The sequence below is a fragment of the Dyella thailandensis genome (assembly GCF_050749815.1).
GTDB lineage: Bacteria > Pseudomonadota > Gammaproteobacteria > Xanthomonadales > Rhodanobacteraceae > Dyella_A.
Genome location: NZ_CP192735.1, coordinates 3,487,528 through 3,502,155 on the forward strand (window position 1 = coordinate 3,487,528; position 14,628 = coordinate 3,502,155).

Consider the following 14,628-nt stretch of genomic DNA (forward strand, 5'->3'; position numbering starts at 1 on the left):
ACGAAGGGCCGGTCGCATGACCGGCCCTTCGTTTTTTTCGCCCTGCGGAGGCGGGCGACGTATCGCCGCTGGAGGTGCAGGTCGTCGGATCGATGCGCGATCAGCGCGCCGCGACGGGCTGCGCCAGGCCCTTGGCGATCGCCTCATCGAGCAGCTTGCTCATGCCGCGACTGGCCTGCTCGGAGGCCTCGGCCTGACGCTTGCCCAGCGCAGCCTGCTGTTCGCCGAGGGCGGCTTGCTGCCGGCCCAGCGTGGCCTGCTGCTCACCGAGTGCTTCCTGCTTCGCCTGCAGCGCCTGCAAGCGCGACCGCAGGGCGGCCATGCGCGGCTCGCGGTTGTTGCTTGCGGCAAGCTCGGCCTGTTCGCTCGCCAGCTCCGCCTGCTGGCGGCCCAGCTCACCCTGCTGCGCGCCGAGCCCGCCCTGGCGACCGCCGAGTTCCCCCTGCCGTCCGCCGAGCCTGCCCTGCTCGCGCCCCAGCGCGGTAACCGGTGCGTACAGCGCCTTGGCGCGAGCCAGCAGCGCGGCGTCGCGGATCACGTAGGCCTGGTCGCCACGACGGAACCACAGCAGCGGCTCGTCGTGCTTGCGCAGGCCGCGCGCCATCACGATGTCGCGCGAGTTGCCGTTCATGGTGATCGAGTCGCCGTCGAACAGCGCAAAACCGTTGGGCGCGCCCTCGTCCGTGTCGATATCGACGTGGCTGGCGGACAGGCCTTCGATCGCCTTGGGCGGTGCGGGCGGCGGCGGTGGTGGCGGAGGCGGCAGGGCATCGATCGCGGGCGGTGACGGCGGGGGCGGCGGCAGAGCGTGCGGCGGCGCTGGGGGGGCGGGCGGTGTAGCGCGGGACTGCGGCGCCGCGGACGCAACCGCGGCCGTGGCTGTTGCCGGCGTGGCCCTCGCCGCGGGAGTCGCGGCAGTCGCCGGCATCGGTGCGGCGGTCGCGTCGATCGGCGCGTTGGCGCGGGTCACCCGGTAGGGCACGAGCCCGATGGCAGCCACGGCCACTACCAGCAGCCAGCCGCGCACGCGGGACGAGGGTTCGATGTGCTGGAGCATGGTCAGTCGCCTCTTGAGGTTCTCGAACGTGGGGGACGCGCCGGCCAGGCCGGCGTGGAGGGGATGGCTCACGCCCAGGCGCAGCAGCAGGCGACCGTAGTCCCGCGGCGCGGCGTGGGCGTGCTGCAGTACCTGCGCATCGCAGGCGGCCTCGCGGTGCAGGGCGTACTCGCGCATCGCCCAGTGCACCAGCGGATGAAAGAAGAACAGCCGTTGCGCCAGCGCCGGCGCCCATGCCATCCACAGGTCGCCGCGGCGCAGGTGGGCGAGCTCGTGATCCAGCGCCATCGCCAGCTCGTCCGCGCTGAGCACGTGCGCGGCGGGCAGCAGCACGGTCGGTCGCCACAGCCCGATCACCTGCGGCGAATCGATCGCCGCGCAGACCCGCAGCGCCGGCGGACGCGCCAACCCCAGCTCGCGCGTCCGCCGCGCGCACAGCCCCAGCAGGGCGGGATCGGCGGCCGGCGTCGAATGCCGGCGCTGCGCGTGCGCACGCCGCCAAGGTGCGATCAGCGGCACCAGCGCGAGCACCAACCCGGCCAGCCAGGCCGCGAGCAACCCGCTGCGGGCATGGCGCGCGGCCGCCTGTGTGACCTGCGCGGCGAGCGACGGTGTGGTGGCGACGGTCACCGTGGATGCGACCGTGCCCGCGGATGGCTGCAACTCGTTACGCCTGGGCAGCGGCGCGCTGGTGATCGTCGATACGGCCGCCGGCTCCGGCGGCGCCAGCGGCAGCGCGATCGGCGCATGCCACACCAGCCCGAGCAGAAGCTGCACGCTCACCAGCCACCACAGCAGGCAGCGGGTGGCGGCGGACAGTCGCGGCAGCCAGTGGATCGTGGCGGCGACGGCACCGATCAGCACGGTGGCCTGCAGCGAGGTCCACACCAGGCGTTCGAGCAGCATCGCGGCGAACACGTCGAGGGCGTGCATCTCAACGCTCCTTGCGCTGCGACTGCAGCTGCGCAACCAGCGATTCGAGCTCGGCCAGCTCGGCATCGCTGACGTCGGTGCGCTCGGACAGGTAGGCCACGAACGGCGACACCGAACCGCTCAGCGTCTTCTCCACAAAACTGCCGACCGCGCTGCGCATCGCCTCGGCCGGGCCGGTGGCGGTGCTGTAGCGGTAGACCCCGCGGGCCTGGCGGCGCTTTAGATACCCCTTGCCGCGCAGGCGCTCCATCATCGTCAGCACGGTGGAGCGGGCCAAGCCACGCGCCTCGCCGAAGCCGGCGGCGACCTCGCCGACCGAGGCCGGCTCGTGCTCGGCGAGATAGTGCAGCAGGGCGAGTTCCTGGTCGCCGATGGTCGGACGGGACATGCGCGGACTCCTTGACTACGTGTGTAGTCAAGCTAGTCCGTGACGACAACTGTAGTCAAGTGCCGCCAGCTTTCCTGGCGATGGCTCAGGGCATGTGCATCGCCGAGGTATGGATCACCTGCCAGCGGCCATCGCGCAGGCCCCAGATGTCGGCGAAGCGCAGCCGCACGCGATACGGCTTGCCCTCGCTGGTGCCTTCGAGCGTCGCCACGCCACCCATCACCGCCCCGCCGGACCATTGCCGCACCACCTCCTGCTCGACGGTAAACGGCTTCATGGTGAAGCCGGCGGTGGTGTAGTCGCGGATGAAGTCCTGCTTGTTCTCGACCTTACCCTGGCTGTTGAACAGCACGTAGTCGTCGGCCAGCAGCCGTTGCAGCGCGACGCCGTCGCCATGGATCTGCGCCTGGTCGAAGGCGGCCACGGCGTTGGCCAGCGCGGGCGGCAGCATCGGATGGGGTGCCGTGGCGGCGCGGCTGCACGGCGCGATGGCGACCAAGGCGAACAGGGCGAGAATGGGGAGAGATCGCATCGGTATGGGCTCCAAGATCGGTCCAGGGCCGCGGGCCACAATGGCGCGGCGGCCCGATGATGCCCGGATTGCCCGAAGCCCGCCGCTGCCGCCTTGCTCCGGACCAAGCGCTCCGCGAAAAAAAACGGGCGCCACCAGGGCGCCCGTTTTCTCGTTGCGGTGAAGCGTGGATCAGAACGTGTAACGCACCGTCAGCATGGCCGACCAGCGCGACACCACGCGGCTCGGGTCATAGAAGCCGCCGTCATACACCTGCAGCTGCTGCGGCTGGTAGTTGCCGGCCTTGTCGGTGGGCAGGTTGTAGACGTACTGGCCCTGGGCGTTCACGCCGCCGTAGTTGACCAGCGTGCGGGTCGGGTAGATGCCGGTGATGCGCTGCTGGCCCCAGTTCTTGTTCATCAGGTTGAGGAAGTTGTAGACGTCCAGACGCACCTCACCCTTGTTGCCCTTGAACAGGCCCGGGATCTCCTGCGAGAAGCTCATGTCCAGCGTGGTCACCCACGGCGTGTGCGCGCCGTTGCGCGACGCGATCTGGCCGCGGTGGTCCTTGAGGTACTTGTCGCTGGCGAGGAAATCCTGGAACTGCTGGATCTGCTGCGTCGTGGCGTTGCCGTAGCTCACCTTCGGATCGTTCGCGGTCGGGATGTACGCCGGATCCCAGCCGCCGATGCTGTCGCCGTTGGCGTCGTTGCCGAACACCCAGGTGTACGGGTTGCCGGTACGGCCGTTGTAGAACATCGACACCTGGGTGGCGTAGTCACCGAAGAAGTTGTGCTTCCAGTTCAGCGCCAGCTTGATGCTCTTGGCGGTGTTGTAGTTCGAGGTGGCCGACACGTCGCTGTTCGGGTTGAGGCGGGCGACGCGCGAGTAGCCGTTGTAGGCGATCGTGTCGGTGCCCGGATCGACGTCGGTGGCGTGGTTCAGCGTGATGCTCGCCGTGCCCGAGAGGCCCTCGGTGAACGGCTTGCTGATCGCCAGCGTGAAGCTGTCGGACTTACCCTTGTGCGTGTTGGTCAGCAGCGTCGAGGCCGAGCTGAAAGCCTTGTTGCGGTTGGCCTGCGCGTCCTTCGAATTCGGCGCTTCGCCCGGGGTGGCCCAGAACTGCTCGCGGCCATCCGGCAGCACGCCGGTCGGCGCACCGAAGTTCACCGCCTGGTACAGGATGCCGTCACGCACCTGGATGTGCTGGTACTCGGCCGAGCCGACCAGGCCCCACCACGGCAGCTCGCGGTCGAGCGCCAGGCTCATCTTCCACACCGTCGGCAGCTTGAAGTTCTTGTCGATGGTGTCGATCGAGCCGGCACCGCCGCCGGCCGGGATCGGCTGGTTCAGCGGATCCGGGCTGAACGGCGCGGTGGCCGGATCGAACGAGGTGTACGAGAGCAGCGTGACGCCGTTGTTCTGGAACGGGTTGGTCATCCACACCGTCGGCGGGGAGGTCTGGAACAGGCCCACGCCGCCGCGCAGCTGGGTCTTGTACTCCGAGTCGAACGAGTAGTTGAAGCTCATGCGCGGCTCCACCGCGCGGTTGCTCGAACCGACGGTGTAGTCGTTGCGGTAGCCGAACGCCTGCTCGAAGCCGGCGTTGTACTCGGGCTTGCCGCTGGAGTGCGGAATGTCCACGCGCACGCCGTACTGCAGCGAGAGCTGGTCATTGACCTGCCAGGTGTCTTCCAGGAACGGGCTGTACTGGCTGTAGGTCCACTTGCCGGCGATGTCGCCCAGCTGGTAGCCCGGCGCCGGGTGGTACAGCTCGTACTTGTTGTAGTTGCCGTTCTGGAAGTTGTTGAGACCCCAGAACGTGTACACGCCGAACTCGGCCTGGCCGAACAGGTTGTTGATCTTGTTGCGCTGGTAGTCGATACCGCCCTTGATGGTGTGGTCACCCAGGTAATAGGTGCCGGCCAGGAAGACGCTGAGCTTCTTGGTATCGATGTGGTTGTAGTGGCGGTAGCGCTCCTCACCCAGATTCACCGACGGGCCCTTGCCGTCCGGCGACAGGTTCACCGTCACCGACGGCTGCTGGAACGGCGCAGTGGTGTCCTGCACGTACTCCTGATAGCCCACCTTCGCTTCGGTGGAGAAGTTCTCGGTCCAGTCGTCGAACAGGTGGCCGACGTAGTTCTTGGTGGTGATTTCCTTGGTGTAGGTGTAGCTCGACAGGCCCACGCTGCTCGGACCGTTGCCGCCCACCGCCGGCAGCAGCTCCTTGGTGTTCTGGTAGGTGAAGCTGGCGCGGTGGTTGTCGGTGATGTTCCAGTCGATCTTGCCCAGGTAACGCTTGTCGTCGTAGGTCAGGCCGGTGGCGCCGCCGAAGTTGCCCGGGGTCAGGCCGAGCGCCTTCGCCGCGTCGATCACCTTCTGCAGGTCGCCCGGCGACACCTTGCCGCTGGTCGAGGCGCCGTCGCCCAGCGACTGGTCCAGACCGTTGGCCGAATCGGCGCCGATGCCGGTGGTCTTCTCGTGCTCGGCGGCGACGAAGAAGAACAGCTTGTCCTTGATGATCGGGCCGCCCACGGTCACGCCGTAGGTGGAGTCCTTGTCGTAGCCGTTGTACTTGTAGCCCTTGTTGTCCGACGGCAGCCAGCCGGCGTCGCCGACCAGGTGGTTGGCGTTGCGGTAGGAGTAGTACGCCGAGCCGTGGAACTGGTTGGTGCCCGACTTGGTCACCGCGTTGACGTCGGCGCCGACGGTGTCGGAGGTGACGTCATAGGTGGCGGTGGAGATGTTGTACTCGGCGATGGTCTCCGGCGAGATCGCCGCCTTCTGGTACGGCAGGCCGTTGGCGTTCAGGCCGAACGGGTCGCCCTGGGTCACGCCGTCCACCGCGATGTTGTTGTAGCGGTTGTTCATGCCGTTGGCGGAGATCGAACCCACGCCCTGGTCCAGCACGGTGATGCGCGGATCGAGGCGGGCGACGTCGTCCACCGAGCGGTTGCCCTGCGGCGTGGCCTTGAGCTGGTCCTGCGAGATGTTGGTCGACAGGCCCTTGTTCTCCGAGGAGAAGGTCTGCGCCAGGGTGGAGGCGCTCACCGTCACCGCCGAGAGGTTGCTCGCCTGCGCGGCGCTGGCACCCATGCTCAGGTTGATCGACGAGGGCTGGCCCAGCTGCAGGTACACGTTGTCCTGCTCGGCGGCGGCCACACCGTCCTTGCTCGCGGTGATCTCGAACGGACCGCCCACGCGCAGACCCTGCGCGGCGTAGCGGCCGTCGGCGTCGGTGGTCACCGTCTTGGTGGTGCCCGACGGCTGGTGGACGATGGTGACCGTGGCATTGGCCACCGGCTTGCCGGCGGCGTCGAGCACCCGGCCGGCGACGCCGGAGGTGGTGACGTTCTGCGCCGACGCCGAACCGGCGGCGAGCAGGGCAGCGATGGCGACGGGCAGCAGCCGCGTGCGAAGGGTGGATTTCATCAACGGACCTCGAGTAGTGGAAAAACCATGGGAACGCCCGGCCGCCCGTCCGTAGGCAAGGCCGAAACGCACAGACGCCAAGTCCCCGGGGAGGGACTCGGCGTCTGTTTCTCACACCATTTTAACGGGCTTTGATGACAGCTGGATATCACCCGGCCAGCGAAAGATCCTGCGATTCGTTCAGAAAGCCATGTCGAACGCCACCTCGCCCTGCACCCCCACCTGGTAGGCCGAGACGCGTCGCTCGAAGAAGTTGGTAACCTCCTGCACGTCCTGCAGGTCCATGAAGTCGAACGGATTCTTCGTCCCGTATTTCGGCGGCAGGTCGAGCTGGGCCAGACGCTGGTCGGCCACATATTCCAGGTACTGGCGCATGTCCTTCACCGACAGGCCGGCGACGCCGCCGGAGAGCACGTCCTCAGCAAAGCGGGTCTCGCAGGCGATCGCCTCTTCCAGCATCTGTTCCACCTGCGCGCGCATGGCGTCGTCGAACAGCTCGGGCTCCTCCGCGCGCACCGTACGCACCACTTCGAAGGCGAACGCCATGTGGCCGGACTCGTCGCGAAACACCCAGTTGGTGCCCGACGCCAGCCCGTGCAGCAAGCCGCGCGAGCGCAGGAAATAGACGTAGGCAAACGCGGCGTAGAAGAACAGCCCCTCAATGCACGCGGCAAAGCAGATCAGGTTGAGCAGGAACTGCCGGCGGTGCTCGCGTGATTCCAGCCGCTGCAGGTTCTGGATCGAGTCGATCCACTTGAAGCAGAACTCGCCCTTGGCGCGGATCGAGGGGATGTTCTCGATCGCCGCGAACGCCTTGTTGCGCTCGGCCGGATCGGGAATGTAGGTATCCAGCAAGGTGAGATAGAACTGCACGTGCAGCGCCTCCTCGTACAATTGGCGCGACAGGTACATGCGCGCTTCCGGCGCGTTGATGTGCTGGTAGAGGTTCAGCACCAGGTTGTTCGACACGATCGTGTCGCCAGTGGCGAAGAACGCCACCAGGCGGTGGATCAGGTGGCGATCGGCCTCGCTCATCTTGCTGCGCAGGTCGGTGGTGTCGAGCGAGAAATCCACCTCGTCCACCGTCCAGGTGTTCTTGATCGCGTTCTTGTACATCTCGTAGAACGCGGGGTAGCGCATGGGGCGCAGGGTCAGCGCGAAGCCGGGGTCGAGAATGTGCGACATGGGGTTTCCTTGAGGGCGCTCAATCGAGTTTGCGCGCGTAGTTGCCGCGCACGAAGCGGCTGATGTAGGTGGCCAGGCCGCGACCCGCTTCGGCGAGCTGCTGCATGTTCGCCACGTGGACGCGGCCTGGCCGGGCATCGGTGTATTCGTAGATGCCGTCATGGATGAAGCGCACCCGGATGAAGCCGTCGCCGCACTCGTAGGCGGTGACGCCGGATCTTCCGCTGAGGTTCCGGTAAGGCTTCATGGGGGCATCGGCTATTGGCAGGCCTCGCAGTACTCGGGATTTTCCAGCGAACAGAACACCGCGGCACTGGCTTGCTCCTGGTCGACCGGCGCGACGGCCTTGCCCGCACTCACCGTGGCCTTGGCGATCTTCGTCGCCGGCCGCGAGCGCAGGTAATACGTCGTCTTGATGCCCGCCTTCCACGCGTACATGTACATCGAGCTCAGCTGTCCGATGTTCGGGTTCTCCATGAACAGGTTCAGCGACTGGCTCTGGTCGATGAAGGCGGCGCGGGCGGCGGCCAGATCGATCAGGGCCTTCTGCGGCAGCTCCCACACGGTGCGGTAGATCTGCCGCAGCCGCTCGGGGATCGCCGCGATGCCCTGGATCGAGCCTTCGGCCAGCTTGATCTGGTCGCGCACCTCGCTCGTCCACAAGCCCAGCGATTTCAGCTCATCGGCGAGGTAGCGGTTCACCTGCAGGAAGTCGCCAGACAGCGTCTCGCGTTTGAACAGGTTACTTACCTGCGGCTCGATGCATTCGTAGCAGCCGGCGATCGAGGCGATGGTGGCGGTGGGGGCGATGGCGATCAGCAGCGAATTGCGCAGGCCGTGTTGCTGGATGGTCGCGCGCAGCGTCTCCCAGCGTGAGGGCTCGTGCGGCGTGGCGTTGGGCCAGTAGTCGAACTGCAGCTCGCCATTGGCCGCGCGGCTCTCCACGAAACCCGGGTGCATCCCGAAGTCCACCGCCAGCTCGTTCGACTGGCTGAGCGCATGGAAGTAGATCTCCTCGGCGATGCGCGTGGACAGCGCCAGCGCCTCGGCCGAGTCGAACGGCAGGCGCAGCTTGAAGAACACGTCCTGCAGGCCCATCACGCCCAGCCCCACCGGCCGCCATTTGCGGTTGGCCACGGCGGCCGTGTCGATCGGGTAGAAGTTGAGGTCGATCACCCGGTCGAGCTGGCGCACCGCGGTGCGCACGGTGGCGGCGAGCTGGTCGAAGTCGAACGCAATGCTTCCATCGGCACTCTGCACCACGTGCCGCGCCAGGTTGATCGAACCGAGGTTGCACACCGCCGTCTCGCTGGCCGAGGTCACCTCGAGAATCTCGGTGCACAGGTTGGACAGGTGGATCACGTTCTCGGGTTTGGCCGTCTGGTTGCTGGTGGCGTTGCAGCGATCCTTGAAGGTCATCCAGCCGTTGCCGGTCTGCGCGAGCGTGCGCAGCATGCGCGCGTAGAGCTCGCGCGCCTTCACCGTCTTCACCGCCAGGCCGGACGCTTCCGCGGCGCGATAGGCCGCTTCGAAGGCTTCGCCCCAGCTGTCGACGAAGTGCGGCACCACCTTGGGATCGAACAGCGACCACTCGCCGTCGGCCTCGACCCGGCGCATGAACTCGTCGGGAATCCAGTTGGCCAGGTTGAGGTTGTGCGTGCGGCGCGCCTCGTCGCCGGTGTTGTCGCGCAGCTCGAGGAACTCCTCGATGTCGGCGTGCCACGGTTCGAGATACACGCAGGCGGCGCCCTTGCGCTTGCCGCCCTGGTTCACCGCGGCCACCGACGCGTCCAGCGTCTTCAGCCACGGCACCAGTCCGTTGGAATGGCCGTTGGTGCCGCGGATCAGCGAGCCGCGCGAACGCACCCGCGAGTAGGCTAGGCCGATGCCGCCGGCGAACTTCGAGAGCTTCGCCACGTCGGCGTACTTGTCGTAGATCGACTCCAGCGAGTCGGTCGGCGAATCGAGCAGGAAACACGACGAAAGCTGCTCGTGCGTGGTGCCGGCGTTGAACAGCGTAGGCGAGCTGGCGATGTATTCCAGCGACGACAGCAGCCGGTACAGCTCCAGCGTTTCCGCGATGTCGTTGCCGCCCAGCGCGCAGGCAATGCGCATGAAGAAGTACTGCGGCGTTTCGATCACGTTGCGCTTGGTGGGATGGCGCAGCAGGTAGCGGTCGTACACCGTGCGCAGGCCAAAGTACTCGAAGCGGCGAGTAGCCAGCGGATCGATCGCATCGTTGAGCTTGCGCGCGTTGGCTGCCACGAAGTCGCGTAGGCGATCGTTGAGGATGCCCAGGCTGGCCCCGAGCGCGATCGACTGCGAGAAGCTCTGGATGTCCTGACCGCTCACTTCCTTGTCGATGAATGCGCCGAGCAGGCGCGCGGCAAGCTGGCCGTACTCGGGCTCCTCGGCGGTGAGCGCGGCGGCGGTGCGGATCGACAGCTGATCCAGCTCGGCCGTGGTGGCGCCGTCGTACAGGCCGCCGATGGTCTTCAGGGCCACGCGCAGCGGATCGACCGCGTGCAGGCCGTCGGCGCTGCGGGTGACGGCCTTGACGATCTTGTTGACGTCGACGCTCTCCTGGCCGCCGTTGCGCTTGGTCACGCGCATGCTGCCGGGGTTGTGTGGCGGGGTGAGGGTGAAGTCAGCCGGCGGCATGCCGTCCGCGGCGGGCGACGCGGCCGCGGCGGACGCGCGGTCGAGGGTATCCAGCGTTTCCATGATGGAGGCTCCCAAAGGGGAATCCGCCGCGCCGGCCCGGGAGGGGTTAGGAGCCTCGACGGTAGAAATTCAAGGGGCTGCGGCGTCGCGCTTTTGGCCAGCTTCTTCGCTCCTTCTCGTCAGATAGCTACGGCTATCTTCCTCAAACGATCAAAAAATCCGACTCAAAATCGCTTTGCCTCGCTCCCTCGATTTCCACCGCCGAGGCTCCTGGGCCGACGCGACGGTTCCGAAACTCAAACACCTGCTCCCGCGCGCAGGGCCTGAGGCTTGGCTTTCATGGAGATATCGCGTCGACATGCAGGCGCACGATGGCCTGCGATGCGACGCGCCTCCCCGCGGAAGCGGTCACCTGCGTCGGGTCGCGAGAGCATCGGCGCATCGCATCTCACCGGACGCGACCGCCGGCCCATGGGGCCCGACGTGCTGGCAGGTCTTCGGACTTGCGGACCCAGGCTTTCGCCTACCTAGTCCCCGTCGCTTCCCAGGCGCTGCGGCCCAGTGCATGTGACAGGTTTCGTTTCCGCTTACCGCTGCGGGGCAGTTCCGGATTCGCACCGGATTCCCTTTTAAGCCCGACCGACAGTCGCGTCTGGACGGGCACCAACGAGTGCAACATAGTGGGGCGATCTGAGGCGGTCAACCCCAGATATTGTGGATAACCCTGTTGAAAAGCCGTGTCCGGCCAAGCCCGGCGGGCGCTTGCGACGGCTAGAAGCTCAGCCGCGCACCGAGCATCACGCTGCGGCCGGGGCCCGGCTCGAAGTAGCGACCGTTGCCATCGTTGACGATCACCGAGCCGACGTAGTGGCGGTCGGCCAGGTTGCCGATGCGCGCGCTGAGATCGAGCCGGGTCGCTGCTCCCAGCGCGAAGATGTAGCCGGCGTCGACGTCGACCAGCGCGTAGCCAGCGGCGCGGTCGGTGTCGAAATCGTTCACGGTGACCGAGCCCACGCCGGTGAGCGTGATGCCCTCGCGCCAGCCCAGCCCATCGCCGTGCTCCAGCCGCAGCGAGCCGTAGTCGTCCGGCACGCCCGGCAGGCGCGAGCCGGCGGCCACCGGTGTGGTCGGCACGGTGCATGGCGAGCCGGTGCAGGCGAGAAAGCCATCGCGGAAGCGCGCGCGCAGGTGGGTGACGCCGGCGCTCAGGCGCCATCCCGTGGCCAGCTCGCCGGTGGCCGACAGCTCCACGCCCTCACGGCGGGTGCGGCCGGCGTTGCGATAGGTGGCGCGGCCGTTGGTGTTGCTCGCCACGGCCAGCTCGTTGCGAGTGTCGGCGCGAAACAGCGCGGCGTCGAATTCCAGCCGCTTCGTCGCCTGCCACTTCGCGCCGAGTTCGTAGTTGTTGCTGCGCGCAGGCTTGAGGTCGAACGCCAGCCCGGCCTGTCCGTCCGTGCGGTAGCCCAGCTCGTTGTAGCTGGGTGTCTCGAAGCCGCGGCCGTAGCTGGCGTAGATGCGCAGCTCGTCGCTGGCTCGGTACTGCAGGCCGACCACCGGCGTGGTGGCGCTGTAGCTCACGTGGCCGCTGTCGTCGGGGTTGTCCGCGGTGATGTAGAAGTCGTGCTCGGCGAAACGCACGCTGTCGTGGCGCAGGCCCAGCAGCAGCGCCCACTGCGGCACGAAGTGCCAGTAGAACTGCGCGTATTCGGCCACGTTGTTGACGTTGTCGTGCTCGTTGCGGCGCAGCGCCCCCTTTACCCCCAGCGTGCTGCCGACGAAGTTCTCGTAACCGGTGCGGCGCTGGATCTGGTAATCGCCGCTGGCGCCCAGCACCGCCTCGTACATACCGCCGCCGAGCTGGCCGCGATGGGTCCACCGCAGGTCGGCGCCACCGTAGTTGGTCGATGGCGACACCACGCCGCCGGACTGCAGCGGATTCTTCTGCACGAAGGTGGGGATCGACAGGTATTGGGTGATGCTGCGTTGGCCGTAGTAGGCCATCGCGCGCCACTGGTCGCTGGGGTTGAGCGTCTGCTCGTAGATCAGGCCGAGCTGATTCTGCTCGGCACTCTTGCGGGTGTCGTACTGTGCCGCCACCGCGGTGGCCTGGCGCGGGTCCTGCTTCATCTGCGCGCGGGTCAGGCCGAGCGGATCCTGCGTGCCGGGCTGGTGGACGCGGTTGAGCACCACGGTGAGCTTGCGCTGCCGGCCCAGGTCGATGCCGAACTTGGCGTTGTCCGATTCGCGCCGCACGCGGCTGTGCGCGCGGTAGCCGCCGGAGAGGAATTCCGAGGCGGCGATGTTGTAGTCCACCGCGCCGGCCGTGCCGCGCGTGTTGGCCAGGAAGCGGAAGCTGTCGTAGCTGCCGCCATACACGCCCAGCGTGGTCTGCGGCGTCGGGGTGCCGTCGGCACTGTAGAGCTGGATCACGCCGCCGGCGGCGTTGCCGTAGAGCACCGAAAACGGGCCGCGCAGCACCTCGATGCGCTCGGCCGAATCGAGGTTGAACGCCGACACCTGGCCCTGACCGTCCGGCAGCGTGGCCGGGATGCCGTCCATGAATACGCGGATGCTGCGCACGCCGAAGGTGGTGCGCGAGCCGAAGCCTCGGATCGAGATCTGCTCGTCCTGCGCGTAGTTCTGCCGGTCGCGAGCGAGGATGCCGGGCACACCGACGATCGCCTCGGAAAAGTTCACGCCGGGCAGGCCGGCCTTGCCCGGATCGACCTGCACCACGCTGAGCGCAGCCGGCACGTCGAACGGCGGGATGTCGAGCCGGCTGGCGTTGACCTCGATCGCCGGCAGCGACGTGGCCGCCTGCCCGGCCGCGGCGGCGATCGTCCACGGCGCCAACGCCAGTGCTGTGGCGATCACGCGGTTCGGCCGCGCGCGTGTGTTGACGGCGGCGGCCGGTGAGGTGTGGTTCAAATGATCCATCGTTGCCTGATCCTGAGGGTGCGCTGGCGCGCTGCGGAGCGTCGCGTCATCTCGGCCTGAGGCTAACGCGGCGGCCGGCAAGGCCGCGGGCTCAGGGCGTGATGCTGACGTCGATCTCAATCGGGTAAGGCGCCGGTTGGGCCGGCGGCGCGGGCAGCGTCCAGGTCACGAAGCTGCTGGCCAGGCAGGTGGCCAGCACCGTGGCCGGCTGCACGTCGATGCGCGTGGGGCGGCCGTCGGCTGCCACATCGGCGACCAGCGTGAAGGGTGACTTGTCGGCCGGCGCGTTGCGGGCGATGCAGCCTTTGAGCGTGTCGGTCATCGGGTTGCCGATTTTTGCCCACAGCGCCTTCTGGTAGGCCGGCCCGGTGGCGGCGGCCTCGGCCAGCCGGCCCTGGGTGACGCGGTCGTGGAAGTCGTCCCCACCGGTGGCGGGGGCCAGCAGCAGGGCCAGGGCAAGCAGTGTCGTCATGGGCGATCCGGTGGCCGGCAAAGCCCGGACGTTAGCAGTTCACGCCATCGCCGCGCACGGCTTGCGAGTGGCTGAAACGTGCCGCGGAGGATGCGCGGTCAGAGCTGGCCGAGGCGGCCAGCTTCGTAGTCCTGCACTACGCGCATCACTTCCTGGCGCGTGTTCATCACGAACGGGCCGTGCTGCACCAGCGGTTCGTGGATCGCCGCACCGGCGACCACCACCACGTGCGAGCGCGTGCCCACGCCGCGGATGCGCAGCAGCACGTCGTCACTGAGGGCGCCGGCGGTGACTGCGGTGGTGGCGGGCAGGGCGCGCGTGGCGGCGCCATCGGCGGTGAGCGCCAGTTCGCCGGAGACGGCGTAGCACCAGGCGTTCCAGCCGGCGGGCAGGGTCAGCGGAAAAGTAGCGCCCGCATCGATGCGCCCGTCCACGATCAGCAGCGATTGCGGCAGCAGCAGCGGCGAACGGGTCTGCCCGAAGCTGCCCGCCAGCAGGCGCAGGCGGCTGCCGGGCAGGGTGATCAGCGGCACGTCCACCGCCGCCAGGTGGAAGCTGGCCGGGGGCTGCTGCTTGAGATCGCTGGGCGAGTTGATCAGGAACTGCAGCGCGTCCAGCGAGAGCGAATCGCCGCGCGCACGCGCCTGCCGCACCACCCCGCGCCCGGCCAGCGTCCAGTGCAGATCGCCGGGGCGAATGCAGTGGTGCGCGCCGGCGCTATCCACGGTTTCGATCTCGCCCTGCGCGTGCTCGAACAGCAAAGTGGCCACCGACAGGCCCGCGCGCGGCAATGGCTCGCGATCCGGTTCGGCCGACTGCACGTGATCGACCACCAGCAGCGGTGACATGTCGCGATCGAACGCGTCGTGGCGGAACTGGCGCAGCCGTCCGCCAGCGCCGGCCGGATGGACGCGGGGCTGCAGCGGGCGGGAAAACACCGGGTCGCGGAGGGGCGAGGAGCCGTGCATGGCTTGCCTGAAAAAAGGTGACGTCGCACTTTGCCGCGACGTCCCGGTCCGGGTTGTGGCGGCCGTCACGCACAGGCG

At 67.8% G+C, this 14,628-nt stretch carries 10 protein-coding genes and 1 riboswitch; all 10 genes read right to left on the reverse strand.

Translation table 11 applies throughout. The features are described from left to right. Nucleotides 1-100: 100 nt before the first annotated feature. Nucleotides 101-1,990 carry a M56 family metallopeptidase gene (locus tag ACQVBX_RS15915; RefSeq protein WP_431635301.1) on the reverse strand — a complete coding sequence of 630 codons (1,890 nt, stop codon included), beginning with the start codon at nt 1,988-1,990 and terminating at the stop codon, nt 101-103. A 1-nt stretch (nt 1,991) separates the two neighbouring features. Further along, nucleotides 1,992-2,378 (reverse strand): BlaI/MecI/CopY family transcriptional regulator, encoded by a 387-nt coding sequence (locus ACQVBX_RS15920; protein WP_431635302.1) that lies wholly within the window; start codon nt 2,376-2,378, stop codon nt 1,992-1,994. Between the two features lie 85 nt (nt 2,379-2,463). Beyond that, entirely contained in the window at nt 2,464-2,910 is a 447-nt protein-coding gene (locus tag ACQVBX_RS15925) for a nuclear transport factor 2 family protein (RefSeq protein ID WP_431635304.1), read from the reverse strand. Nucleotides 2,911-3,081: 171 nt separating this feature from the next. Beyond that, nucleotides 3,082-6,324, reverse strand: a complete 3,243-nt coding sequence (locus ACQVBX_RS15930) for a TonB-dependent receptor (protein ID WP_431635305.1) — start codon at nt 6,322-6,324, stop codon at nt 3,082-3,084. Between the two features lie 180 nt (nt 6,325-6,504). Next, on the reverse strand, nt 6,505-7,509 hold the full coding sequence (locus ACQVBX_RS15935; RefSeq protein ID WP_431635306.1) for a ribonucleotide-diphosphate reductase subunit beta: 1,005 nt from the start codon (nt 7,507-7,509) through the stop codon (nt 6,505-6,507). Between the two features lie 19 nt (nt 7,510-7,528). Next, complete coding sequence (locus tag ACQVBX_RS15940; protein ID WP_431635307.1) at nt 7,529-7,756, reverse strand: hypothetical protein; 228 nt, start codon at nt 7,754-7,756, stop codon at nt 7,529-7,531. A gap of 11 nt (nt 7,757-7,767) precedes the next feature. Next, a complete protein-coding gene (locus ACQVBX_RS15945) occupies nt 7,768-10,233 on the reverse strand; it encodes a ribonucleoside-diphosphate reductase subunit alpha (RefSeq protein ID WP_431635308.1) in 2,466 nt (821 codons plus the stop codon). Nucleotides 10,234-10,644: 411 nt separating this feature from the next. Continuing rightward, nucleotides 10,645-10,856: riboswitch (cobalamin riboswitch) on the reverse strand. An 88-nt stretch (nt 10,857-10,944) separates the two neighbouring features. Then, on the reverse strand, nt 10,945-13,110 hold the full coding sequence (locus ACQVBX_RS15950) for a TonB-dependent receptor family protein (protein WP_431635309.1): 2,166 nt from the start codon (nt 13,108-13,110) through the stop codon (nt 10,945-10,947). 91 nt (nt 13,111-13,201) lie between these two features. Next, entirely contained in the window at nt 13,202-13,582 is a 381-nt protein-coding gene (locus ACQVBX_RS15955) for a peptidase C13 (RefSeq protein ID WP_431635310.1), read from the reverse strand. 98 nt (nt 13,583-13,680) lie between these two features. After that, entirely contained in the window at nt 13,681-14,550 is an 870-nt protein-coding gene (locus ACQVBX_RS15960; RefSeq protein WP_431635311.1) for a pirin family protein, read from the reverse strand. Nucleotides 14,551-14,628 lie beyond the last annotated feature (78 nt).

Coding starts and splice junctions, on each gene's coding strand:
- ACQVBX_RS15915 (WP_431635301.1), bottom strand. CDS start 1,990: ATGCACGCCCTCGACGTGTTCGCCGCGATGCTGCTCGAACGCCTGGTG.
- ACQVBX_RS15920 (WP_431635302.1), bottom strand. CDS start 2,378: ATGTCCCGTCCGACCATCGGCGACCAGGAACTCGCCCTGCTGCACTAT.
- ACQVBX_RS15925 (WP_431635304.1), bottom strand. CDS start 2,910: ATGCGATCTCTCCCCATTCTCGCCCTGTTCGCCTTGGTCGCCATCGCG.
- ACQVBX_RS15930 (WP_431635305.1), bottom strand. CDS start 6,324: ATGAAATCCACCCTTCGCACGCGGCTGCTGCCCGTCGCCATCGCTGCC.
- ACQVBX_RS15935 (WP_431635306.1), bottom strand. CDS start 7,509: ATGTCGCACATTCTCGACCCCGGCTTCGCGCTGACCCTGCGCCCCATG.
- ACQVBX_RS15940 (WP_431635307.1), bottom strand. CDS start 7,756: ATGAAGCCTTACCGGAACCTCAGCGGAAGATCCGGCGTCACCGCCTAC.
- ACQVBX_RS15945 (WP_431635308.1), bottom strand. CDS start 10,233: ATGGAAACGCTGGATACCCTCGACCGCGCGTCCGCCGCGGCCGCGTCG.
- ACQVBX_RS15950 (WP_431635309.1), bottom strand. CDS start 13,110: ATGGATCATTTGAACCACACCTCACCGGCCGCCGCCGTCAACACACGC.
- ACQVBX_RS15955 (WP_431635310.1), bottom strand. CDS start 13,582: ATGACGACACTGCTTGCCCTGGCCCTGCTGCTGGCCCCCGCCACCGGT.
- ACQVBX_RS15960 (WP_431635311.1), bottom strand. CDS start 14,550: ATGCACGGCTCCTCGCCCCTCCGCGACCCGGTGTTTTCCCGCCCGCTG.